The sequence below is a fragment of the Ramlibacter sp. genome (assembly GCF_035554825.1).
In the GTDB taxonomy this organism is placed as follows: Bacteria; Pseudomonadota; Gammaproteobacteria; order Burkholderiales; family Burkholderiaceae_C; genus Ramlibacter.
The window spans coordinates 1-22,865 of record NZ_DATMHS010000082.1; the positions used below are offsets into that span (position 1 = coordinate 1).

At 71.4% G+C, this 22,865-nt stretch carries 20 protein-coding genes; 4 read left to right on the forward strand and 16 right to left on the reverse strand.

From position 1 onward, the window contains the following. From ubiU to VNT59_RS10480, 8 genes are all read right to left on the reverse strand, one after another. Nucleotides 1-856, reverse strand: an 856-nt coding sequence (gene ubiU, locus VNT59_RS10445) for a ubiquinone anaerobic biosynthesis protein UbiU (RefSeq protein WP_325498341.1), incomplete at its 3' end; no start/stop codon positions are given. Between the two features lie 146 nt (nt 857-1,002). After that, the gene (locus VNT59_RS10450; RefSeq protein ID WP_325498342.1) at nt 1,003-2,997 is read right to left on the reverse strand and encodes a response regulator; all 1,995 of its coding nucleotides are present in this window, start codon (nt 2,995-2,997) and stop codon (nt 1,003-1,005) included. Nucleotide 2,998: 1 nt separating this feature from the next. Continuing rightward, complete coding sequence (locus VNT59_RS10455) at nt 2,999-3,883, reverse strand: sensor histidine kinase (RefSeq protein WP_325498343.1); 885 nt, start codon at nt 3,881-3,883, stop codon at nt 2,999-3,001. A gap of 4 nt (nt 3,884-3,887) precedes the next feature. Then, nucleotides 3,888-4,898, reverse strand: coding sequence for an ATP-binding protein (locus VNT59_RS10460; protein WP_325498387.1), 1,011 nt, complete (start codon nt 4,896-4,898; stop codon nt 3,888-3,890). Then, nucleotides 4,895-5,299: an anti-sigma regulatory factor gene (locus VNT59_RS10465; protein ID WP_325498344.1), complete on the reverse strand. Its 405-nt coding sequence runs from the start codon at nt 5,297-5,299 to the stop codon at nt 4,895-4,897. The genes VNT59_RS10460 and VNT59_RS10465 overlap by 4 nt, the downstream gene beginning before the upstream one ends. Continuing rightward, nucleotides 5,289-5,663 (reverse strand): STAS domain-containing protein, encoded by a 375-nt coding sequence (locus VNT59_RS10470; protein WP_325498345.1) that lies wholly within the window; start codon nt 5,661-5,663, stop codon nt 5,289-5,291. Before VNT59_RS10470 ends, VNT59_RS10465 begins: the two co-directional genes overlap by 11 nt. A gap of 4 nt (nt 5,664-5,667) precedes the next feature. Further along, complete coding sequence (locus VNT59_RS10475; RefSeq protein WP_325498346.1) at nt 5,668-6,510, reverse strand: STAS domain-containing protein; 843 nt, start codon at nt 6,508-6,510, stop codon at nt 5,668-5,670. 210 nt (nt 6,511-6,720) lie between these two features. Then, nucleotides 6,721-9,051 carry a DUF3482 domain-containing protein gene (locus VNT59_RS10480; RefSeq protein WP_325498347.1) on the reverse strand — a complete coding sequence of 777 codons (2,331 nt, stop codon included), beginning with the start codon at nt 9,049-9,051 and terminating at the stop codon, nt 6,721-6,723. An 84-nt stretch (nt 9,052-9,135) separates the two neighbouring features. Here VNT59_RS10480 and VNT59_RS10485 point away from each other — a divergent pair, with 84 nt between their 5' ends. Further along, nucleotides 9,136-11,970, forward strand: a complete 2,835-nt coding sequence (locus VNT59_RS10485; protein ID WP_325498348.1) for a response regulator — start codon at nt 9,136-9,138, stop codon at nt 11,968-11,970. A 31-nt stretch (nt 11,971-12,001) separates the two neighbouring features. Here the strand turns inward: VNT59_RS10485 and VNT59_RS10490 are convergent, their stop codons facing one another. The 5 genes from VNT59_RS10490 to VNT59_RS10510 form a co-directional block, all read right to left on the reverse strand. Next, entirely contained in the window at nt 12,002-14,245 is a 2,244-nt protein-coding gene (locus tag VNT59_RS10490) for a YgiQ family radical SAM protein (RefSeq protein WP_325498349.1), read from the reverse strand. Nucleotides 14,246-14,323: 78 nt separating this feature from the next. Next, a complete protein-coding gene (locus VNT59_RS10495; protein ID WP_325498350.1) occupies nt 14,324-15,157 on the reverse strand; it encodes an SH3 domain-containing protein in 834 nt (277 codons plus the stop codon). A gap of 139 nt (nt 15,158-15,296) precedes the next feature. After that, a complete protein-coding gene (locus VNT59_RS10500; protein ID WP_325498351.1) occupies nt 15,297-15,485 on the reverse strand; it encodes a hypothetical protein in 189 nt (62 codons plus the stop codon). After that, the gene (locus VNT59_RS10505; protein WP_325498352.1) at nt 15,482-17,077 is read right to left on the reverse strand and encodes an FAD-dependent monooxygenase; all 1,596 of its coding nucleotides are present in this window, start codon (nt 17,075-17,077) and stop codon (nt 15,482-15,484) included. The genes VNT59_RS10500 and VNT59_RS10505 overlap by 4 nt, the downstream gene beginning before the upstream one ends. A 62-nt stretch (nt 17,078-17,139) precedes the next feature. Beyond that, complete coding sequence (locus VNT59_RS10510; protein WP_325498353.1) at nt 17,140-17,430, reverse strand: hypothetical protein; 291 nt, start codon at nt 17,428-17,430, stop codon at nt 17,140-17,142. A 150-nt stretch (nt 17,431-17,580) separates the two neighbouring features. Between VNT59_RS10510 and VNT59_RS10515 the strand changes: the two genes are divergently transcribed. Beyond that, nucleotides 17,581-18,639, forward strand: a complete 1,059-nt coding sequence (locus VNT59_RS10515) for an Ldh family oxidoreductase (protein ID WP_325498354.1) — start codon at nt 17,581-17,583, stop codon at nt 18,637-18,639. A gap of 13 nt (nt 18,640-18,652) precedes the next feature. Here VNT59_RS10515 and VNT59_RS10520 read toward each other — a convergent pair whose 3' ends face one another. From VNT59_RS10520 to VNT59_RS10530, 3 genes are read right to left on the reverse strand one after another with little or no spacing between them, the layout of a single operon-like run. Continuing rightward, complete coding sequence (locus VNT59_RS10520; RefSeq protein ID WP_325498355.1) at nt 18,653-20,155, reverse strand: tripartite tricarboxylate transporter permease; 1,503 nt, start codon at nt 20,153-20,155, stop codon at nt 18,653-18,655. A gap of 38 nt (nt 20,156-20,193) precedes the next feature. Then, nucleotides 20,194-20,673: a tripartite tricarboxylate transporter TctB family protein gene (locus VNT59_RS10525; RefSeq protein ID WP_325498356.1), complete on the reverse strand. Its 480-nt coding sequence runs from the start codon at nt 20,671-20,673 to the stop codon at nt 20,194-20,196. A gap of 7 nt (nt 20,674-20,680) precedes the next feature. Beyond that, the gene (locus VNT59_RS10530) at nt 20,681-21,652 is read right to left on the reverse strand and encodes a tripartite tricarboxylate transporter substrate binding protein (protein ID WP_325498388.1); all 972 of its coding nucleotides are present in this window, start codon (nt 21,650-21,652) and stop codon (nt 20,681-20,683) included. Between the two features lie 258 nt (nt 21,653-21,910). Here VNT59_RS10530 and VNT59_RS10535 point away from each other — a divergent pair, with 258 nt between their 5' ends. Together VNT59_RS10535 and VNT59_RS10540 are read left to right on the forward strand one after the other, a co-directional pair. Further along, entirely contained in the window at nt 21,911-22,360 is a 450-nt protein-coding gene (locus VNT59_RS10535) for an SRPBCC family protein (protein WP_325498357.1), read from the forward strand. Nucleotides 22,361-22,406: 46 nt separating this feature from the next. Beyond that, a complete protein-coding gene (locus VNT59_RS10540) occupies nt 22,407-22,856 on the forward strand; it encodes a CopD family protein (protein ID WP_325498358.1) in 450 nt (149 codons plus the stop codon). Nucleotides 22,857-22,865: the final 9 nt, after the last annotated feature.

Consider the following 22,865-nt stretch of genomic DNA (forward strand, 5'->3'; position numbering starts at 1 on the left):
GCTGGCGTCCTTCGATCTTGATGGCCTTCACGCCGATCTTGAACAGCTGCGGCAGCAACTCCAGCGTGTTCAGGCTGGTCGGCTCCTCGATCGCGTAGTAGCTCTGTTCCGAGCCGACGTCGAAGCGGCCCTTGCACAGCGTCGGATAGCCGGCGTTCTCGCCGAGCGCGTAGCGGTCGATCAGCACGCCGCCCAGGCGAGACTCCAGGCCGGTGGGCGTCTCCTGCCAGCGCACCGCCTTGGCCGGCGAGCACACGCCGTGGGTGTTGGGCGACTCGCCGGTGACGTACGACGACAGCTGGCAGCGGCCCTCCACCATCACGCACAGGCTGCCGAAGCCGAACACCTCGCACTCGACCGAGGTCTTCTCGATCAGCTGCTTCACCTGCTCCAGCGACAGCACCCGCGGCAGCACCGCCCGCACCACGCCGAACTGCTCCTTGTAGAAGTTGATCGCGTCATGGTTGGTCGCGGAACCCTGCACCGACAGGTGCAGCCGCAGCTTCGGATACTTGCCGGCGGCGTATTGCATCAGCCCCGGGTCGGCCAGGATCACGGCGTCCACGCCCAGGTCCACGGCCTTGTCCATGCCGGCCCGCCACATCGCGGGGTTGCCGGCCTGCGGATAGGTGTTGAGCGCCATGAACACCTTTACGCCGTGCTCGTGCGCATAGCGGATGCCGGTGGCGATCGCGTTCTCGTCGAAGTTGAGCCCGGCGAAGTTGCGCGCGTTGGTTGCGTCGCGCAAGCCCAGGTAGACGCAGTTGGCGCCGTTGTCGACCGCGGATCGCAAGGCGGGCAGGCTGCCCGCGGGGCACACCAGGTCGGGCGCGGCGATGTTGGAGGTGGATGTCATGGTTGTTGCGCCCAACCATACCCGCCCGCCCACGGCGACCTCCTGATCCTCGTCAAACGATGCGCGCAGCCACATCAAGGCCCTGCGGCGAGCAAGGAATTGCGCTGCTCGGGCGCCGCCCTGGCGCTGCGTTCGGGCCGGCGCCGTCAGTCGCTGCGGGCGTGGCCGCCGCCCAGCCGCAGCATCCGGGCGACCGCGCCGATCAGCTCGTGCGGTTTCAGCGGCTTGCTCAGGTGCGCGTCGAAGCCGGCCTCCAGCGCGCTCGCCTCGTCTTCCGCGCGGCTGAAGGCGGTGAGCGCGATCGCCGGCAGCCGCGCCTGGCCCGGCGGCGTCGCCTCGCGCACCAGCCGCATCAGCTCGTAGCCGTCGCGCCCGGGCAGCCCGATGTCGCTCACCAGCACGTCGGGCCAGCCTTCGCGCAGCTGGCGCATGGCCGATTCGAAATCGCGCCCGGTGCGCACCCGCGCGCCGCGGTCGGCCAGGATCATCGACAGCATCTCACAGGCGTCGGCGTCGTCCTCCACCACCAGCACATCGGCGCCCTGCAGCACCTTCTCGGCGAACTCCGGCGCCGCCCGCTCGCCCGGCGCCGGGGCCGCGATGACGCTGTGGCCCGCGGGCGCGAGCGGCAGCGTCACGCCCATGGTCGTGCCCTTGCCGAGCTCGCTGTCGACGGTCACTTCGCCGCCGTGCAGTTCGACCAGGTGCTTGACGATCGACAGGCCCAGCCCCAGGCCGCCGTGATAGCGGTTGCCCGGCGCGTCGCTCTGCGTGAAGCGGTCGAACAGGTGGTCCATGAATTCGGCTTCGATGCCGGGACCGAAGTCCTGCACCCGCAGCCGCAGCGCGCCCCCGGATGCATGCAGACCCACCTTGATCTCGCCGCCCTTGGGCGAGAACTTGATCGCGTTGGTCAGCAGGTTCCAGAAGATCTGCTGAAACCGCGTCGGGTCGAGCCAGGCCCGGCCGGCTTCCGGCCCCAGGTCCAGCGTGACCGCGAGCTTGCGCTGCTGCAGCGACTCGCGCAGCGAGGCGACCGACGCGGACACCAGTTCGGCCGGATCGCACCACTCCTGCTCCAGCCGCAACTTGCCGGAATTGATGCGCGACACGTCGAGGATGTCGGAGATGATCCGCGCCTGGGTCTTCACGCCGCGGTCGATCGCCTCCAGGCCCTTGAGCAGTTCCGGTGAGCCGCCGCGCCGCTTGAGGATGTGCACCCAGCCGACGATCGAATTGAGCGGGGTGCGCAGCTCGTGCGACAGCACCGCGATGAAGTCGTCCTTGGTCCGGCTCAGGCGCTCGGCGATGGCGCGGGCCGCCTGCTCGCGCTCCAGCATCTCGCGCCGGCGCTGCTCCAGCTGGGCCCGCTCGGAGATGTCGAGCGCGATGCCCACGCGCAGGCCGGGCTCCACGTGCGCCGAGATGCGCCACTCCAGGAACACCCAGGCGCCATCCGCGCGCACCAGCGGGAATTCGCCGCCCCAGGCCGTGCCGCTGGCGCCGGCCCGGCCGGTGTGCTCGGTGGCGACGCCCAGCCATTCCGGCGGCGCGAGATCGCTGATGCGCTGCCCCAGCAGCTGCTCGCGCGGGCGACCCAGCAGCCGTTCGAACGCCGGGTTGACGTCGGCGAACCGTCCCTGCTCGTCGATCAGGCACATGCCGCTCTGGGCCTGGCTGTAGATCGCCCGAAAGCGCGTCTCGCTGCGGCGCAGCTTGTCCTCGGCCATGCGGGCGCGAATCAGCGCCTGCAGGGTGGCGATCAGCACGGCCGGTTCGGCCGGGTGAATGAGGTAGGCGTCGGCGCCGGCATTGAAGCCGGCCACCCGGTCTTCGTTCTCCGCGTAGATCGCCGACAGGTGCACCACCGGCAGCAGCTCGGTCTCGGCCTGCGACCGCAAGATCCGGCACACCTCGAAGCCGTTGGTGTCGGGCAGGTCCACGTCCAGCACCACCGCCGAGACGCCGGTGCGCGCCAGCGCCAATGCCTCGGCGCCGGTGCCGGCTTCCGCGGTCTTGAAGCCCGCGGCGCGGATCACGCGCGCCGTCGAATAGCGCGTCGCCGGGTTGTCGTCGACCACCAGCACCGTGTGCGCCGCACGATCGATGGTCGTGTTGATGATGTCGGGTGAAGGCAGCATGTCAGCCCTCCTGCAATGGCGACGTCGTCAGCTGCGCCGGAATCGTCACCGAAAACGTCGAGCCCTTGCCGAGCTCGCTCTCGAGCGCGACGCTGCCCCCGAGCAGGATGGCCAGCCGCTTGCTGAGCGACAGCCCCAGGCCGGTGCCGCGCAGGCGCTTCTGGATCGGCGAGTCGACCTGGGTGAAGTCCTGGAACACCGCGTCATGGTATTCCGGCGCGATGCCGATGCCGGTGTCGCGCACCGAGAACGTGACCATGTCGGCGTCGGTGCGATGGGCCGACACCCGCACCTCGCCCTGCTGGGTGAACTTGAGCGCGTTCGAGATGTAGTTGCGCAGGATCTGCGACAGCTTGTGGTGGTCGGTGTAGAGCTTCGGGATGTCGGCCGGCTGCTCGAACACCAGCACGACGTCCGGGTTGGTCAGCACCGGCTTGAACATGCCGCGCAATGCCGTGAACAGGTCCACCATCTCGAACCAGGCCGGCGAGATCTCCACCCGGCCGGCCTCGACCCGCGCCAGGTCCAGCAGGTCGTCGACCATCGCCGCGAACTCGGTGGCGGTGTCCTGGATGAAATTCACCTGCCGCTCCTGCTCCTCGGTGAGCGGCCCGTCGAGGCGGTCCGTGAGCAGCCGCGCGATGCTGCGGATCGAATTGATCGGCGTGCGGAACTCGTGGCTCATGTAGGCGAGAAATCGGCTCTTGAGCTCGGTCGCCTCGCGCAGCCGGTCGGCCTGCGAATCGAGTTCGCCGTAGAGGGCGACCACGCCGCGGTTGGTTTCTTCCAGTTCGGCGCGCAGCTCCTCGATCTCGCGGCGGCTGGCCGCGAGCGCGGCGACGGCTTCGTCGAACGTGGCCGGTGCGGCCTCTTGCTGTTGCGTCATGCGCTCAGCCCCTGCGCCGCAGCACGACGACGGTGGCGTCGTCGCGGCCGCGGAAATGGTCCCGCGCCAGCACCGCCGCCAGCAAGGCGGGATCGTGCGCGAGCAAAGGATGAATCAGCTGGGGCTTCCAGCGCCCCTCGATGCCGTCGGTGTGCAGCACCACGACGGCGTGCGGCGGCCAATCGGCCTGGACTTCCTCGACCCGCCGGATCGCCACGCCGATGGTGCCGTGCTGCGACAGCAGCGTGCGGTCCGAGTCGCCGGCCACGACGCGCGAGATCACGTTGCCGGCCCCCGACGAGCGGATGCTGCCGGCGGCGGCGTCGACCTGGAGCATCGTCACGGCGGCGCCGCGGGTGGCGCGCAGCTGCCGGTGGGCCTCTTCGAGCGTGCCGCGCAGGTCGCCGAACGGCGCCCGCGCGAACACCGCGGTCGCCGCCTGGGCCGCCTCGGCCGCCTGCGGCCCGTGGCCAAGCCCGTCGGCCACCAGCAGCGCGGCCTGGCTGCCGTCGATGCACGCGGCCCAGCCGTCGCCGCACACCGTCTCGCCGGGCGCGCACAGCGCGACCGCCCCGACCTCCAGCCGTGCCTCGCGCGGCCGCGCGGCGGGCGCGCGCTGGCTGGCGACGCGGGCCAGGACGACGGTGCCGTGCACCGACGAATGGATGTCGAACCGCTGGGCCAGCCGGCGCACGGCGCCGAGGCCGGTGCCCGGCGTGCCGCCGGTGGAGAAGCCGTCGCCCATCGACCGCCCGACGTTCGGGATGCCCGGCCCGTTGTCGATGGCGAGCACCTCGATGTCGCCCAGCTCGGGCCGCGCGGCGATCAGCAGGCGGCCCTTGACGGCGTGCCGGAGCAGGTTGCTCGCGAGCTCGGTCACGACCAGCGCCAGCCGGCCGGCGTCGGTCTCGTCCCAGCCCAGCGACCTGGCCAGGGCGCCGGCATGGCGGCGCGCCTCGCCGACCCGGCTCGCATCCTCGACCGGGAACGGCACATGCGTCCAGCCGGCGATCATTTCCACCTGGTGATGCTCACTCGTGTGCCCTGGCCGGGCGTGGAGGCCAGCTCGAACTCGTGCACCAGGCGCTTGCTGCCCGGCAGCCCCAGGCCCATGCCCTTGTTGGAGGTCCAGCCGTCCACCAGCGCCTGATCGACGTCGACGATGCCCGGCCCCTGGTCCTCGAAGTGCAGGCGCAGGCCGCGGCGGCCGGCCTGCTCCACGGTTTCCCAGCGCAGGCGGCCGCCGCCGCCATGGACCAGCGTGTTGCGCGACAGCTCGCTGGCCGCCGTCACCATCTTGGTCTGGTCTACCAGCGAGAACTTCAGCTCCTGGGTGAGGCCGCGCACCAGCTGGCGGCAGGCCACGACATCCTGCTCCGACTGGATCGGCAGCGTCCCGTTCGGGTCATGGGCCACTGGGCGCCCCCCGGCGGGACTGCGCCAGCAACTCCATGCCGCGCTCGACGTTCAGGGCCGTGCGCACGCCTTCCAGGGACAACCCCAGTTCGACCAGCGTGATGGCGACGGCCGGCCGCATGCCGACCACCACCGTCACCGCGTCGAGCACCCGGGCGATGCCCGAGATGCTGGCCAGCATGCGGCCGACGAACGAGTCGACGATTTCCAGCGCCGAGATGTCGATCACCACGCCCTTGGCGCCGGTGTCGGCGATCCGGTTGGCCAGATCGTCCTGCAGCGCCAGCGCCATCTGGTCCATCATGTCCACCTGGATGGTGACGAGCAGCGTCTGCCCCATCCGCAGAATCGGAATTCGCTCCACGTTCTCAGGCCGCCTTCACGATGCGATGGCCGGTGCGCTCCAGCGCGAGTCCGAGCGCGTCGGCCAGGGAGGCCTTGGTCATGATGCCCTCCAGGTCGATCCCCAGGTGCACGATGGTCTGCGCGATCTGCGGCCGGATGCCGCTGATGATGCAGTCGGCCCCCATCAGGCGGATCGCGCTGACGGTCTTGAGCAGGTGCTGGGCGACCAGCGTGTCGACGGTGGGCACCCCGGTGATGTCGACGATGGCCAGCGCGGACTCGGTCTCGACGATCTTCTCCAGCAGCGACTCCATCACCATCTGCGTGCGGCTGCTGTCCAGCGTGCCGATCATCGGCACCGCCAGCACGCCGTCCCACAGCTTGATCACGGGCGTCGACAGCTCCAGCAGTTCTTCCTGCTGGCGCCGGATCACCGACTCGCGCGTGAGCTGGTAGGTGGTCACGGTGTGCTGCGCCATCTGGTCCACCAGCGACGAGATTACCCAGACGGTGTCCATCAGCAGCGCGGCGTCGCCGGCGTGGCGGCGCTGCGCCAGCGCGAGCACCGGGCGCTTGAAGGCGAGCACGAAGCGGCTGGTGTCGCCGGCGGTGCGGCCCTGCGCGGCGCGCGAGCTCGAGAGCGCCTCCAGCACATGGTTGAGACCGGCCCAGCGCGGGTCTTCCAACATGGCCGGATCGGCGCCCGCGGCCAGCGCGTCGCGCAGCTCGCGCAGCACCTGCGTCGCCTCGCCCTGGGCGGCACTGCGCTGGTGTTCCGGAACGCGGCTCTCCTTGAGCCACTCGTCGACGATCCGGGCCTCCTCCTCGCTGACGATCGCGAGCAAAGCTTCGACATCCCTCTTCATCCGGGCTCCTTTGGTTTGTTGTCGGGGAACGGTGACAGACACGGCGCCGGCGGCGCGCGCAAGAACGAGGGATTCTAGAGGCGGAAACGCTCCGGCCGAGGCGTGCCCGCCCACGCTGCCGCATTTTTTTGCGCCCCTCGTAGGACTGCTCCGACATGCGTAGGAACGCGCCGACGAAGCGGCCCCGATCCCAGGCTGCCGGCGCGAAAGTCAGGGCCGCGGATACAGCCCGGCGAGCACCTGGCGCGCGATCGTTTCGAGTTCGTGGGTGAACGTCGATGCGATGCGGCCGACGTCCGGCTGCGAGCGCGCGGCGTTCCACATCGGCACCAGCCGGTCGCGATGCGCCTGCACGGCGGCGACCACCTCGCCCTGCCACGACGGCTGCAACGGCTCGGCCGCGGCGGGCAGCCCGGAGGCGTGGTGCGCCACCGCCAGGTAGCGCAGCAGCGCGGCCTCGACCAGCGCCTGCAGCATCTCGTCGCTCAGCTGCACCACCGTCGCGCCGCCCGGGGTCGAGCGGTTCTTCCACGCGGCGGCGATGTAGGCGGCGCCGCCGCCCACCAGGGCGCCCAGGGCCGTGGCGGCGCCCAGCGTGAGGCCGCCCACCAGCAGGTCCACCGACGCGCCCATCGCGGCGCCCGTGGCCGCCCCCGCCATGCCGGCCTGCGGGCCATGCACGGCCTGCTGCACGACGAACTTCTCCTGCAGCCGGTGCTGCAGGGCGACCGCGTCGGTCGCTTCCAGCCCGTGCAGGTCGCGCAGCCGCGAGAACATCTCGCCGGCCGAGACCTCCAGGCGCCTGACCACTTCGTCCATCGCCGACTGGCGCGCCCCGGCCTGCGCGTGCCGCTCCGCCGGCACCAGGCTCTTGACGCTCAGGCCGCCGCTGGGCACTTCCTGCACCCGGCGCGCGGCGAACAGCAGGTGCTGCGCCACCGCCGCCATCGAGCGCTCCAGGCGCGCGGCGTTGCGCTGCTCCCAGGCCGCCGCGATGCGCGCGAATCCTTCGCGGCTGGCCTCGGGCAGGCAGTCGCCGATCGCCTCCAGCAGCACCCGCTCCTGCACCCAGCAGCGCGCGAAGTCCTCGAACGGCAGCACCTGTCGCGCCAGCGGCGCCGCCCGCGCCTGGACCGCGAGTTCGGAGGATTCGCCGGCGGGTTGGTGGAGCAGCACCAGCACCGGCTTGTCCAGCCAGCCCAGGAGCGCGGCCGCGGCATCGACGTCGCCCGGCTCCCCGGCGACATGCAGCACCACGTCGCTGCCCTGGCGCGCCGCCGCCAGCGGCGATTCGGACGGTTCGCGATCGGCGGCGGACCGCCCCGCCAGCCGCCGCAGCGACGCCAGCCAACCGCCAGCGCCCGGCGCCTCGGGCGGCGCGGCGGCGCCGGGGACTTCGACCATCCGCAGCAGGTCACCGGTCGGGCTCGCGACCAGGGTGCCGCCCGCCTCCGGCGGTGGCGCCAGCACCCGCAAGGCCGCCGCGCGGTCCTGCGGCCGGTGGGTCACCAGGCACAGTTGCACCCGCACCGCCGTCAGCAGGGACAGGATGCGCCGGTAGTACGGATCGGCGACGTCGATCGGCACCCGGCGGGCGAGCCAGCGCTCGCGCCAGGCCGCCCAGGCCGCCAGCAGCAGCCGGGGCACCACGATCACCACCAGCAGCAGCGCCACGTACATCAGCACCCAGCGCGCCCCGCCGACGGCGCCGCCGCCCTCGCTGAAACGCAGCGAGGCCACTTCCTGCACCGAGAACGGCTGGAACGGGAACAGCAGCAGCGCCGGCAACCGCAGGGCGCTGAGGATCGCGTGCACCTGGCCGGCGTCCAGGAAAGTGCTCTCCCAGCCGACGCGGTATTCCACCACCAGCCCGCGCGCGAGCAGCGACAGCGCGATGCCGACGGCCCAGCCGGCGGCCGCCAGGTGCAGGGCTTTCTTCAGCCGCTGCAGCGACAGCGAGCGGGCCGCGCGCTGCCAGCGCAGCTGGAAGAACGCGGCGACCTCGGCCCGCGCCTGGCCGGTCGGCCGCCGCCAGCGCAGCAGCCCCTCGGCATGGCGGCGCGAGGGGTCGTCGCCCGCGCGCGGCCGGCCGCGGCCCCAGACCGCCCATCCGAGCAGCAGCGCGGCATACAGCAGCAGGTTCCAGCCGACGATCGCCAGCAGCGGCAGCGAGACCAGGTCGACGCGGTGCGGATTGGCGATCACGTCGGTCAGCACGCCCAGCGCGATCGCGCCCAGCGGCAGCCCGATCGCGAGCCAGCGCTGCCACGGCCCCGGCGCCTGCAGCGCCGCCAGCGAAGGATGGCGGCCTTCGACCGCCTGGATCACGCGCTGCGCCCGCAGGTCCAGAAAGCGCGCCGGCGCGGCGGCCGGACCGTCGGTCACCTCCTGCATCGCGGCCTGGCGCGCCAGCACGTCGATCTGGTCCCGATCGGCCTTGCTCAACAGTTTTTCCTGGCTGTCGCCCGCCTCGATCGCCTGGGCCAACAGGACCCGGCGCGCGGCGCGCTCGTCGAGGCTCATGCGTGTGCGCTCTTGCATCGGCCGATTATGTTGTGCCGGCGAAAGCGCAGGGGCGCGGCGACTGCCGCGCCACGGCACTCCGTTTTGGTGTAGCGTGCCGGGGTGAACTTGCGCCCCCCCGCTCCCATTCTTCTCGTCGACGATGCCCCGGCCAACCTGCTGGCCCTCGAAGCCGTCCTGCAAACCCTGGATGAACCGCTGGTGCGGGCCGGCTCGGGCCAGGAAGCGCTGCGCCGGCTGCGCGACGCCGACTACGCGGCGGTGCTGCTGGACGTGCGCATGCCCGGGATGGACGGCTTCGAGACCGCCCGCCTCATCCGCGCCCAGCGCCGCTCGCGCCGCACCCCGATCATCTTCGTGACGGCCGACGCATCGGACCTCTCGGTCGAGGAGGCCTATTCGATGGGCGCCGTCGACTTCCTGACCAAGCCGATCGTGCCGGCCGTGCTCAAGGCCAAGCTAGCCTTCTTCGTGGAACTGCACCGCAGCCGCCAGGAGTTGCAGGCGGCCGAGCGCAAGGCGGTGCAGGACCGGGCCTTCCTGTCGGCCGTGCTGGAGGCGGTGGAGGACGGGATCGTGGCGTGCGGACCGGACGGTGGGCTCACGCTGTTCAATCGGGCCACGCGCGAGTTCCACGCGATGGACTCGGAACCCGTCAGCGCCGCCAACTGGGCCCAGCAGTACGACCTGTACGGTCCCGACGGCCGGACCCCGTTGCGGCCCGAGGAGGTCCCGCTGCACCGGGCGCTGGCCGGCGAGGTGGTACGCAACGTGGAGATGGTGATCGCGCCGCCGGGCGGCAAGCTGCGCCATCTGCTGGCGAGCGGGCAGCCGCTGTACGACGAGGCCGGGCACAAGCTCGGTGCCGTGGTGTCGATGCACGACGTCTCGGCGCAGCGCGAAGCGGAGCAGGCGCGCGAGGCGGCGATCGCCGAACAGACCCGGCGCGAGGAGGCGGAGGCCGCCGCCGAGCTCATTCGCGAGAGCCGGGAACGGCTGCGCGAAAGCGAGCAGCGGGTGCGGCTGGCCACCGAGGCGGCCGGACTGGGGGTCTGGGTGTGGGAGCCCGATTCCGACCACCTGACCTGGGAGAACGACCGGCTGTTCGAGATCTTCGGGCTGGCGCGCAGCGAGGCCGACGCCGAGACGCAGCTGCTGCGCGAACGGCTGTCGCAACTGGCCCATCCCGACGACGCGGCGGCCTGCGTGGCGGCCATGGCGGCCACCGCGCGCACCGGCGAACGGCTGCACTACGAGGGCCGCTTTCGGCGCTGCAACGACGGCGCGCTGATCTGGGTGGAGCTCACCGGCATCCTGCAGCCGGCTTCGGCGGCGCACCCCGCCCGGGTGCTGGGCACCGCGGCGGACATCACCCAGCGCAAGCACGCCGAAGATGAACTGCGCCACGGCGAGGAGCGCTACCGCACGCTGTTCGACTCGATGGACGAGGGCTTCGCGATCATCGAGATGATCCGCGACCCGCAGGGCCGGCCGGTCGACTACCGGTTCGTCGAAATCAACCCGGCCTTCGAGAAGCACACCGGCATGCACGGGGCGGGCGGCCGGCGCATGCGCGAGTTCGCGCCCCAGCACGAGCAGCACTGGTTCGACATCTACGGCCGCGTCGCGGCGACCGGCGAGCCGGTCCGGTTCGAGAACGAGGCGAAGGCCTTGCAGCGCTGGTTCGACGTGTATGCGATGCGCTCCGGCGGTCCGGGCAGCGACCGGGTGGCGCTGTTCTTCAGCGACATCACCGACCGGCGCCGCTCGGGCGAGAACCTGCGCCGGCTGGCCGAGGAACTGGCCGAGAGCGACCGCCGCAAGACCGAATTCCTGGCCACCCTGGCCCACGAATTGCGCAATCCGCTGGCGCCGATCTCCAACGGCCTGCAGCTGCTGCGCGTGGGCGGCGACAGCGAAGCCAAGGAGCGGGCGCGCGGCATGATGGAGCGCCAGCTCAGGCACCTGGTGCGGCTGGTCGACGACCTGCTGGACATCGCCCGCATCTCCAGCGGCAAGGTGGAACTGAAGAAGGAGCGCGCCACCCTGGATGCGGTGCTGGCCAGCGCCGTCGAGGGCAGCATGCCGCTGATCACCGCGGCCGGGCACACGCTGGACGTGCGCATCGAGGCGCCGGGGCTGCAGGTGCTGGCCGACACGACCCGGCTGGCCCAGGTGGTGAGCAATCTCCTGAACAACGCGGCCAAGTACACGCCCGATGGCGGGCGGATCGAGCTGGTCGCCCGCCAGGACGGACCCGAGGTCCTGGTGTCGGTGAAGGACACCGGCATCGGCATCGCCCCCGAGGCGCTGACCGAGGTGTTCGAGATGTTCACGCAGGTGGGCCGGCACCGCGAGCGCTCCCAAGGCGGCCTGGGCAGCGGCCTGGCGCTGGTGCGGCGGCTGGTGGAGCTGCACGGCGGCAGCGTCACGGCGCAGAGCCCGGGCGTCGGCCAGGGCAGCACGTTCACGGTGCGGCTGCCGCTGCTCGAGGAGGGGGCCGTCACCGCGCCGTCAGCGGCGGCGCCAGCCGCCAGCGAGAGCGCGCCGGTGTTCCGCATCCTCGTGGTCGACGACAACGTCGACGCCGCCGAGAGCCTGGCGGCGCTGCTGGAACTCGACGGCCACGAGACGCGGGTGGCGCACGACGGCGACGAAGCGATCGCCTCGGCCAGCGAGTTCCGGCCCGAAATCATGTTCCTGGACATCGGCATGCCGGGCAAGGACGGCTACGACGTGGCGCGCGAGCTGCGCAGCGATCCGCGGCATCGCGACACGGTGCTGGTGGCGCTGACCGGCTGGGGCGCGCAGGACGACCGGGCGCGCACCAAGAGCGCCGGCTTCGACCATCACCTGACCAAGCCGGCCGAGCTGCCGGCGGTGGAAGCCCTGCTCGCCAGGATGGCGCAGCGCCGACAGGCGGTGTCGGCGGCGTGACGCGCCGCCGCCCGCCGCGGCGCTCGGCGCGTCAACGCGCCTTGCGCGGCGGCAAGCCGGTGTGCTGCGTCAGCAGCCGCCCTTTCACCGGGGCGCCGATCTTCTTGCCCGCCGGCGTCGAATTCTTGCGCCGCGCGCTCTCGTAGCTGCCGTCGGTGATCGGCTGGTAGGCCGGCACCAGCTGGTGCTTGCCGCTGCCGATCAGGTCGGCCCGGCCCATGGCCTTGAGCGCATCGCGCAGCATCGGCCAGTTGTTGGGATCGTGGTAGCGCAGGAACGCCTTGTGCAGGCGCCGGCGGCGCTCGCCGCGCACGATGTCCACGGTCTCGCTGTCGCGGCCGACCTTGCGCAAGGTGTTCTTGCCGGTGTGGTACATCGCGGTGGCGGTGGCCATCGGGCTGGGATAGAACGCCTGCACCTGGTCGGCGCGGAAGCCGTTGCGCTTGAGCCAGAGCGCGAGGTTCATCATGTCCTCGTCGCTGGTGCCGGGATGGGCCGCGATGAAGTACGGAATGAGGTACTGCTTCTTGCCGGCCTCGGCGCTGAACTTCTCGAAGAGCTGCTTGAACCTGTCGTAGTTGCCGATGCCCGGCTTCATCATCTTCGTCAGCGGCCCCTGCTCGGTATGCTCGGGCGCGATCTTCAGGTAGCCGCCGACGTGGTGCTGCACCAGTTCCTTCACGTACTCCGGGGACTGGATCGCCAGGTCGTAGCGCAGGCCGGAACCGATCAGGATCTTCTTGATGCCGCGCAGCTGGCGCGCCCGCCGGTAGATCCTGACCAGCGGCCCGTGGTCGGTCCTGAGGTTCTGGCAGATGCCCGGGTACACGCAGCTGGGCTTGCGGCACGCCGACTCGATCTCAGGGCTGCGGCAGCCGAGGCGGTACATGTTGGCCGTGGGTCCGCCCAGGTCGGAAATCACGCCGGTGAAGCCGGCCACCTTGTCGCGGATCTCCTCGATCTCGCGGATGACCGAGTCCTCGCTGCGGCTCTGGATGATCCGGCCCTCGTGCTCGGTGATCGAGCAGAAGGTGCAGCCGCCGAAGCAGCCGCGCATGATGTTGACCGAGAACCGGATCATCTCCCAGGCCGGGATCTTGGTCGCGCCGTAATGGCCGCCCTGTTCGTCGGCGTACGCGGGATGCGGGCTGCGCGCGTACGGCAGCCCGAAGACGTGGTCCATTTCGGCCGTCGTCAGCGGAATCGGCGGCGGATTGAGCCACACGTCGCGGTCGCCATGGGCCTGCACCAGCGCCCGCGCGTTGCCGGGGTTCGTCTCGAGGTGCAGCACCCGGTTGGCATGGGCGTACAGCACGGGATCGCTCTTCACCTGCTCGTACGACGGCAGGCGGATGACCGTGCGCTCGCGCGGCGGAGGCTTGAGCTTGACGCGCGGGTTCGGCACGAACTGCACGGTCGCGCCAGCGGCCGGGGCGGCCTCGCCCTCCTCCTTGGCGCAGGCCTGGCCCTGCGCGGCTGCCTGCTCCGAAATCGTGTGATACGGGTTGACGTGCTCGTCGACGCGGCCCGGCTGGTCCACCGCGGTCGAGTCGATCTCGAACCAGCCCTCCGGGCTGCTGCGCTGGATGAAGGCCGTGCCGCGCACGTCGGTGATCTGCTCCACCGGCTCCCTGGCCGCCAGGCGGTGCGCGATCTCGATGATGGCCCGCTCGGCGTTGCCATACAGCAGCAGGTCGCACTTCGCGTCCACCAGCACCGAGCGGCGGACCTTGTCCGACCAGTAGTCGTAGTGCGCGATCCGGCGCAGGCTGCCTTCGATGCCGCCGAGCACGATCGGCACGTCCTTGTAGGCCTCGCGGCAGCGCTGGCTGTAGACGATCGCGGCGCGGTCGGGCCGCTTGCCGCCGACGTCGCCCGGCGTGTAGGCGTCGTCGCTGCGGATCTTCCGGTCGGCGGTGTACCGGTTGATCATCGAGTCCATGTTGCCGCCGGTCACCCCGAAGAACAGGTTCGGCTTGCCCAGCGCCTTGAACGGGTCCGCGCTCTGCCAGTCCGGCTGCGCGATGATGCCGACCCGGAACCCCTGCGCCTCCAGCGTGCGGCCGATCACGGCCATGCCGAAGCTGGGATGGTCGACGTAGGCATCGCCGGTGACGACGATGATGTCGCAGCTGTCCCAGCCGAGCTTGTCCATTTCCGCCCGGCTCATCGGCAGGAACGGCGCCGTGCCGAAACGGGCCGCCCAGTACTTGCGATAGCTGGTGATCGGCTTGGCGGCGCGCGCGAAAAAGGAAACGTCGACGGGGGCGTTCATCGGGGCTTTCGGGGGGAAGCCCGCGATTTTACGGTCGCCCCCTGTAACGATCCCGTTTCATGGGTACTGCCGCCGCCCTCATGGGTTCTGCGGCTGGCCCCATCCCGAATTGTCCCGGCGGCCCGGGCGCTCGCCGGCCGGTCGCGGCGGCGCCGGCTGGGCCGGCGCGACGCCGGGTCGTGGCGCGGCAGCGCCTGGGTGCGGGCGCGGGCGGCCCTCGCCCGGCCGCCATTGCGGATGCGGCTGGGCCTGGCCCGGTGGCACGGGCACCACGCCCGGCTGCGCCTGGCCGGGTGCCGGCCGATGGGGCCGCGGCTCCAGCGGAACGCCCTCGGGGCCGCGCGGCCGCGGCGGCCGCGGGGTGCCGTCGGGCGCCGGCGGGCGGCCATCGCCGGGATGCCAATCGCGCGGCCGGCCATCGTTGGGGCGCCAGTCGCGCGGCCGCCCGTCGTTCGGACGCCAGTCGCGCGGCCGGCCGTCGTCCGGCCGCACATGCGGCCGCGGCGGCGGCAACGGGTGGTCGTACCAGCGGCGCCGCTCGGGATACCACGGCCGGTTCCAGTAGTGCTGGGTCCAGTAGTCGTCGATGACGAAGCCAAGGATCGTCACGCCGATGACCGGGCCCCAGGTGAGCAGCGGCGCGTACGTGTTCTGGCCGTACGAGACGATGTTGCCGGCGTAGACCCAGCCGCGGGCGGTGCCGGCGAGCACGTCGCACCAGGTGTAGGTGCTGAGGCAGCCCTGCACGCTCACCTGGAACCCCGCGGGCAGCACCGCGACGACGGGATAGTCGCGGGCCGGTCCGGCCCGCACATTGACCTGCCTGGCCGTGTAGGCCAGGGTCTGGGCCTGCGCCGCACCGCAGAGCGCCGCCAGTGCGATGCACGCCATCGCCAGCGCCGACCTTTTCATGATGCCAACCTCCCGTCGACCCGGCGCGCCCCGCCGCGCGGGACTGCATGCGGGCCCACTGAATCTAGGTGGCCCGCGTCAAGCAGCCATGACCCGTGTCAAGCGCCGGCAGCCGCCGTGTAAAGGATCGGCAAAGGCATCATCCGGCTTCGGCCGCGCACTGCGCCTGCACGTTGGCGATCAGCGGCAGCACGTCGTCGGCGCGTTCGTAGCGCGCCATCAGCGCCAGGCAGAGCATCGACAGGAACAGCTGGGACCGCTGCTCGCCCACGGCCGCCAACGCTTCGCACACCGCGGTGTAGCTGCGGTCCAGGTCCTGGTCGGTCATCCGGCGAATCCTTTTTCTTGGAAGGCGGCCAGCAGCGCCGCGGGGTCGAGGCCGCGCCAGCGGCCCATCACGTAGCCGTCGGGCCGCACCAGCACCAGGGCCTGCGCCTGCGGGTCGGGCAGGCCGTAGCGATGGCGCGCCTGGCCCAGGGCGTCGGCTTCGGGCGGGATGTCCAGCACCCCGATCCCGTGCCCGGCGAGCGCGGCCACCGCTTCGGGCAGCGGGCCGTCGCCGAACGCCAGGCACACGAAGTCCTTGCCGAAGCACTGGGTGAGGTGGAACTCGCCGTGGGGTCCGCGCAGCAGGGCCTCGGGCGCGGGCAGGCCGGGTGCCGCGGCCGCGTTCGCCCACTGGCCCTGCTGCGGCACGTTGAGCGGCGACGCCGCGTAGGCCACCGGCGCCGTCTGCCGCGGATTGATCAGCGGGCGCACCGCCTGGTCCGTCACGGCCAGCCGCAACACCGCTTCGCGCATCAGCCGGAAGGCGAAGTTCGGCGGCGCCATGAACTCGGTGCTCTTGGCCCCGTACGCGATGTTCTCGTGCGTCGCCGGCACCCGTTCGGCCGAGTAGCTGTCGAGCAATGCGTCGGCGGCGCTGCCGTCGAGCACGCGGGCCAGCTTCCAGGCGAGGTTGCCGGCGTCGTCGAGGCCCGAGTTGAGCCCGCGCACGCCGAAGATCGGCACCAGGTGCGCCGCATCGCCGGCGAAGAACACGCGCCCATGCCGGTAGTCGCGCAGCGTGAGGCACTTGGCGTTGTAGATCGAGATCCACAGCGGCTGCCACGGCTGGTCCTCGCCGATCATCGCCAGATGGCTTCGCACCCGCGGCAACACGTGCTCGGGCTTGACCGCCTCCACCGGGTCCTCGTCGTCGCCGATCTGGTAGTCGATGCGCCACACGTCGCCCGGCTGGCGGTGCATGAGGATGGTCGATCCCGGATTCGACGGCGGATCGAACCACGCGAGCCGCTCCACCGGCCGCCTGGTCTTCTGCACCACGTCGACGATGACGTAGCGCCCTTCGTACTGCGAGCCTTCGAGCTGCAGGCCAAGCTGTTCGCGCACGGTGCTGCGGCCGCCGTCGCAGGCGACCAGGAAATCCGCCCGCACCGTCTCGGGCCCCGCCGGCGTCTCGACCTCGGCCTCGACCCAGCCGTCGCGCTGGCGCACCGCCGCGACGCGGCTGCCCCAGCTCACCTGCGCCAGCCCGGGCGCCTGCTGCAGGGCCTCGTGCAGGAACTGCTCCACCAGATGCTGCTGGATGTTGATCATGGGCGCGAAGCGCTGGGTCGGCTCGCTGGGCATCTGGAAGTGCAGCACCTCGGTGGCGCGCCAGAAGCTGCGGCCGCCGGTCCACGGCAACCCGGTCTGCACCAGCGGGTGCGCCACGCCGGCCCAGGCCAGGATCTCCTGCGAGCGGCGCGAGATGCAGATCGCGCGGCTGCCGGTGCAATAGCCCTCATCGGCCTCGATCACCCGGCAGCGCACCCCCTGCCGCGCCAGCAGCGCGGCCAGCGCGAGCCCGACCGGACCGCCGCCGGCAATCAGCACCGGGCAGCGGCTGGCGGCAGGATGGTCGGTGGGCTGGGACACGAGGCGGACGCTCCGCCGGGCAGTCTAGCCGCTCCACCGGGCGCGGGGCAGCCGGGGCCCGGCTACTTCTCCTTGGGCAGCTTGCCCTTGGCCGCCTCGAGTTCCCAGGGACTTGCCTCCACGTTCGGGCCGTCGGGAAAGGACCGCGGTCCTTGCGCGATGCCGGGCTTGGCCCGGGTGCCGGGTACGCCGGCCGGCAGATCGGGGGCAGCGCCCTCGAGGGCGTCGTTGCCGGCCGGCGGCTCGTCCTGCGACACGCCCTCGCCGAGGGTCTTGTTGCGCGGATCGCCGTCATGGTTCTCGTTGCTGCCGTGGGCCGGCCCGCGGCCGATGCTGGTGCTGCTGGGGCTCATCGCGAAGGCTCCTGACTCGATTCGTTCAGATTAGTCGCGCGGCCCCCGCGCCCCTGCAGTCCGTCCCGCCAGCGGCCTGTAGGACCCCGCCTGATGGGCAGTCCCGCGGCGCCCCGCGCTTCGCGGCCAGCGAGCCGCTACAGTTCCGCCATGAGCTCACCCACCTATCGCGCCGAAGACCTCGCCGCCTTCGCCTCGCAACTGCTGCACGCGGCCGGCCTGCCCGAGGACAAGGCCCAGGCCGTCTCGACCATCCTGGTCGAGGGCGACCTGATGGGCCACAGCACGCACGGGCTCGCCCTGCTGGCCCCCTACCTGGGCGAAATCGAGCGCGGCGCGATGACGCGCGCCGGCCATCCGACCGTGATCGCCGACGCGCCCGCCGCCGTCACCTGGGACGGGCGCCGCCTGCCCGGACCATGGCTGGTGCTGCAGGCGATGGACCTCGCCACCGAGCGCGCGCGCCGCTGCGGCACCGGCACGGTGGTGATCCGGCGCAGCCACCACATCGCGTGCCTGGCAGCCTACCACCGGCGGGCGACCGAACAGGGGCTGCTGATGCTGCTGATCTGCTCCGATCCCAACGCCGCCAGCGTCGCGCCGTTCGGCGGCCTCGATCCGGTGTTCACGCCCAACCCGGTTTCGGCCGGGATTCCGGCGCCCGACCTGCCGGTGGTGCTGGATATCTCGACCGCCGCCACCACCAACGGCCTGACGAACCGTCTGCACCAGGAAGGCCGTCGCCTGCCGGCCGCCTGGGTCATGGACGGCCACGGCCGTCCGAGCGACGATCCGGCGGTGCTGTTCCGGGAGCCCAAGGGCACGATCCTGCCCCTGGGCGGCACCGACGCTGGGCACAAGGGCTACGGCCTGTCGCTGCTGGTGGAAGCGGTGACCGGCGGCCTCGCGGGTCACGGCCGCGCCGACCCGCCCGAGGGCTGGGGCGCGACCGTGTTCCTGCAGATCATGGACCCGCGCGCCTTCGCCGGGCTCGATGCATTCATGCGCCAGACCGGCGCCGTGGCGCAGCGCTGCCGCGCGGCCCGGCCCGCCGACGACGCCAGACCCGTGCGCCTGCCGGGCGAACAGGGCCTGAAGCTCGCGGCGCAGCAGCGCGAGCGCGGCGTCGCCCTCTATCCGGCGATCATGCCGTCGCTGCAACCGTGGGCCGACAAGCTGGGCGTGGCGCTGCCGGCGGCACGGCCGTAGCGCGCCGGCCGGCCTAGGTGGCCAGCCGCCGGGCCCGGGCCGCGCGCAGCCCCCGCAGGACCAGCGGCGCGAACCAGATCACCATCGTCAGCACCGCCAGCCCCAGCGCGATCGGCCGCGCGAAGAAGGCGCCGAGATCGCCGTTGGACTTGATCATCGAGGTGATGAAGTTCTCCTCCAGCATTCCGCCCAGCACCACGCCCAGGATGGCCGGCGCGATCGGGAACGAATTCGCCTCCAGCACGTAGGCCACGATCCCCGCCGCCAGCATCACGCCCACCTCGAAGCCGGTGTTGTTGATGGCGAAGGTGCCGACGATGCAGAACAGCAGGATCAGCGGCATCAGCACGTTGCGCGGCACCCGCAGGATGCGCTTGGCCGCCTTGATGCACAGCAGGCCCAGCGGCACCATGATGATGTTGGCGATGATGAAGAGCAGGAACACCGCGTAGATGTTCTGCGGGTTGGTCGTGAACAGCGTCGGACCGGGGTTCATGTTCTTCATGTACAGCACGCCGATGACGATCGCCGTGATCGAGTCGCCCGGAATGCCGAACACCAGCGCCGGAATCCAGGCGCCGGCCAGCGCGCTGTTGTTGGCGGAGCCCGACTCGACGATGCCTTCCACGTGGCCGGTGCCGAACTTGTGCGGCTCCTTGGAGAACTTCTTGCTCATCGCGTACGACATCCACGCCGCGATGTCGGCGCCCGCGCCCGGCAGCGCGCCCACGGCCGTGCCCAGCACGCTGCCGCGCAGGATCTGCGCCGGGTACTTCTTCGCCAGGGTCCACTGCCCGGCCATCACGTTGCCGACCTTCTCCACCACCAGTTCGGCCGGCGGACTGGTGTCCACGACGTAGCGGATGATCTCCGAGATCGCGAACATGCCGATCATCATCGGGATCATTCCGATGCCGCCCGTCAGCTCGGCGTTGCCGAACGTGAAGCGCGGGAAGCCGGCCGGATTGCCGAGGCCGACGCAGGCGACCAGCAGCCCCAGCAGCAGCGTGACGATGCCCTTGACCGGCTGGCTCGAGGTGATGAACACGGCGCAGGTCAGGCCCAGCAGCACCAGCCAGAAGTACTCGAACGAGCTGAAGTTGAGCGCGAAATCCGCCAGCGCCGGCGCGGCGACGATCAGCACCGCGGTGCCGAACAGGCCACCCACCGCGGAGAACACCAGCCCTGCCCCCAGCGCCAGCTCCGCGTGGCCCTTGCGCGTCATCGCATAGGCCTCGTCGGTGTAGGCGGCGGACGCCGGGGTGCCCGGGATGCGCAACAGGCAGCCGGGAATGTCGCCCGAAAAGATGGCCATGGCGGTGGCGGTCACCATCGCCGCGATCGCGGGGATCGGCGGCATGAAGAACGTCACGGGCACCAGCAGCGCGGTGGCCATGGTGGCGGTGAGCCCGGGCACGGCGCCCACGAAGAGGCCGAACAGCGAGGCGCCGACCATCACCGCGATGGTGTATGGCTCGAACACCATCCCGAAGGCCTGGACAACGGCAGTCCACATGCGGTGGTTCCTTTATGGGGTCGAAGCGCGCGCGGCGCTCACCAGGCATACGGCGTCAACACGCCCCAGGGCAGCGGCACGCGCAGCAGCTTGTAGAAGACGAAGTGGATCGCCAGCGTCGCCACGACGGCGAGCAGCACCGCCCGCGGCACCGGCACCCGCAGCATGGTGAACATCACCAGCAGGATCAGCGCCGACGTCGGCAGGAAGCCGAGCGCGCCGGCGGCGGCGATGTAGAACAGCACCGAGCCGATCAGCACGGCCAGCGCCGCCACGTGGCGCGGCGAGCGCACCCAGTCGTCCCAGGCCAGCCAGGGCTGGCCGGCGCGAGCCCGGGCCCGCAGCCCGCGCGCCAGCAGCACCACGCCGCCGATGCACAGGCCGCCGGCGATGATGCCGGGAAACAGCGCCGGCCCCACCGGCTGGCCCGGAATCCTGGGAAAGCCCTGCACGCCGAACAGGACGGCCGCACCCAGGGCCAGCAGCGCCAGCCCGAAAATCGCGTCGTTGAGTTTCACGGGCCGGTTATTTCACCAGCCCCACGGCCTTCATCGTCGCGCCCAGGTCGGCGTCGGACTTCGCCATGAACTTGCCGAACTCCTCCGGCGGCGCATAGACCACGCCGAAGCCGCGGCTGGCCATGAAGTCGTTGTATTCCTTGCCGGTGGCGATCTTCCTGACCACGGCGGCGAGCTTGTCGCGGATGTCGTTGGGAATTCCCTTGGGCGCGACGATGCCGCGCCAGGCCGCCATGGTCCAGTCGCTGCCGGTCTCCGCCTTCAAGGTCGGGACCTTCGGATACAGCGCCGACGGCTTGACGTCCATGATGGCCAGGCTCTTGACCTTGCCGGCGTCGATCAGCGAACGCGCCTCGGGCAGCGACACCGGCGCGATCTCGACGCCCCCGGCGACCATGTCCTGCAGGCCGGGGGCGGCGCCGTTGCTGGGCACCCAGGGCACCGAGGCCGGGTCGATCTTCTGGTCGCGCAGCATGCCGGCGATCGCCAGGTGCCAGATGCCGCCCTGCCCGGTGCCCGAGGCCTTGAACTTGCCCGGATTCGCCTTGATCGCGGCCAGCAGGTCCTTCACGTTCTTGTACGGCGCATCGACGCGCACCTGGATGCCGGCGGGGTCGGCATTGACCATGCCGATCGGCGTGTACGACGCGCCGGTGAGTTCGGTCAGCCCCTGCCAGTGCATCATGCCGATCTCGACGGTGGCCAGGCCGATGGTGTAGCCGTCGGGCGGCGCCGAGGCGATGGCCGCGTGGCCCACCACGCCGCTGCCGCCGGTGCGGTTCACGACGTTCACCGGTTGGCCGAGCTCCTTCTCCATCAGGCTGCCGATGATCCGGGCGGTGGCGTCCGTGCCGCCGCCGGCGCCCCACGGAACGATCAGCGTGATCGGGCGCGTCGGATAGGTCTGGGCGGCGGCTGGCAGCGCGGCGGCGGCCAGCGCCAGCACGGCGGCGCCCATCAGGCAGCGGCGGGAACGCATGAACATCGGTGTCTCCTGGTGTTGCAAAGCAAGTTGTCGGACAACTTGGCAATCTAGCGGAGCCACCCGGCCGGGCCATTAGGGGGAACCATAGCGACGGAAGTGCTCGGTGCCGCTGCGCCGCGAAACTGTCGCGCTGGCCGTCCGGCCCCGCGCAGGACCGGCCCAGGGTTTGCCCGGGGCCCGGCACTGCCGATCTTGACCACGGCGGCCCGTCGTGTAGACAGTGCGTCTTCCTCCGCCGAACCGGGAGCCATCATGTCCAGCCATACCGTCCGCCTGCACCGCGTGGTCCGGGCCACGCCGCAGCGCCTCTACCGCGCCTTCCTCGACCCCGATGCCATGGCCAAATGGTTGCCGCCCAACGGCTTCACCGGCAAGGTGCACCGCCTGGAGGCCCAGGTCGGCGGCAGCTACGGCATGTCGTTCACGAACTTCAGCACCGGACACAGCCACTCGTTCGGCGGCCGCTACCTCGAGCTGGTGCCCGGCGAGCGGCTGCGCTACACCGCCACCTTCGACGATCCGAACCTGCCCGGGGAAATGCAGACCACGGTGACGCTGGCGCCGGTCTCCTGCGGCACCGACCTGACCATCGTGCAGGAAGGCATCCCGGCCGTGATCCCGCCCGAGGCGTGCCATCTCGGCTGGCAGGAATCGCTGGCGCTGCTGCTGCAGCTGGTGGAAGCGGAGATTCCGGGGCCGTGAGCGGCGAGCCGCCGGCACGCTCGCGGCCGCCGCCTACACTCGGGGCATGCTGAGACAACTGCTGCTGCTTGCGCACCTGCTGGGCGTCATCGCCTGGATCGGGGGCATGTTCTTCGCGTACTTCTGCCTGCGCCCGGCCGCGGCCAAGGTGCTGCAGCCGCCGCTGCGGCTGCCGCTGTGGTCGGCCACGTTCGCCCGCTTCCTGCCGCTCGCGGCCCTCGCGGTCGCGGCCATCTTCGGCAGCGGGCTGGCCATGCTGCTGCAGGTCGGCTTCGCCAACGCGCCCGCCGGCTGGCACGCGATGTTCACGATCGGGCTGGTCATGATCGCGGTCTTCGGCTACGTCTGGCTGGCGCTGTTTCCGCAGCTGCGCGACCACTGCGCCGCGGCCGACTGGCCCGCCGCCGGCGCCGACCTCCTGCGCATCCGCCAGATGGTCGCCCTCAACCTGCTGCTCGGACTGGCCACCGTGGTGGCGGCGGTGTCGGCGCGGTGAGCGACTGAA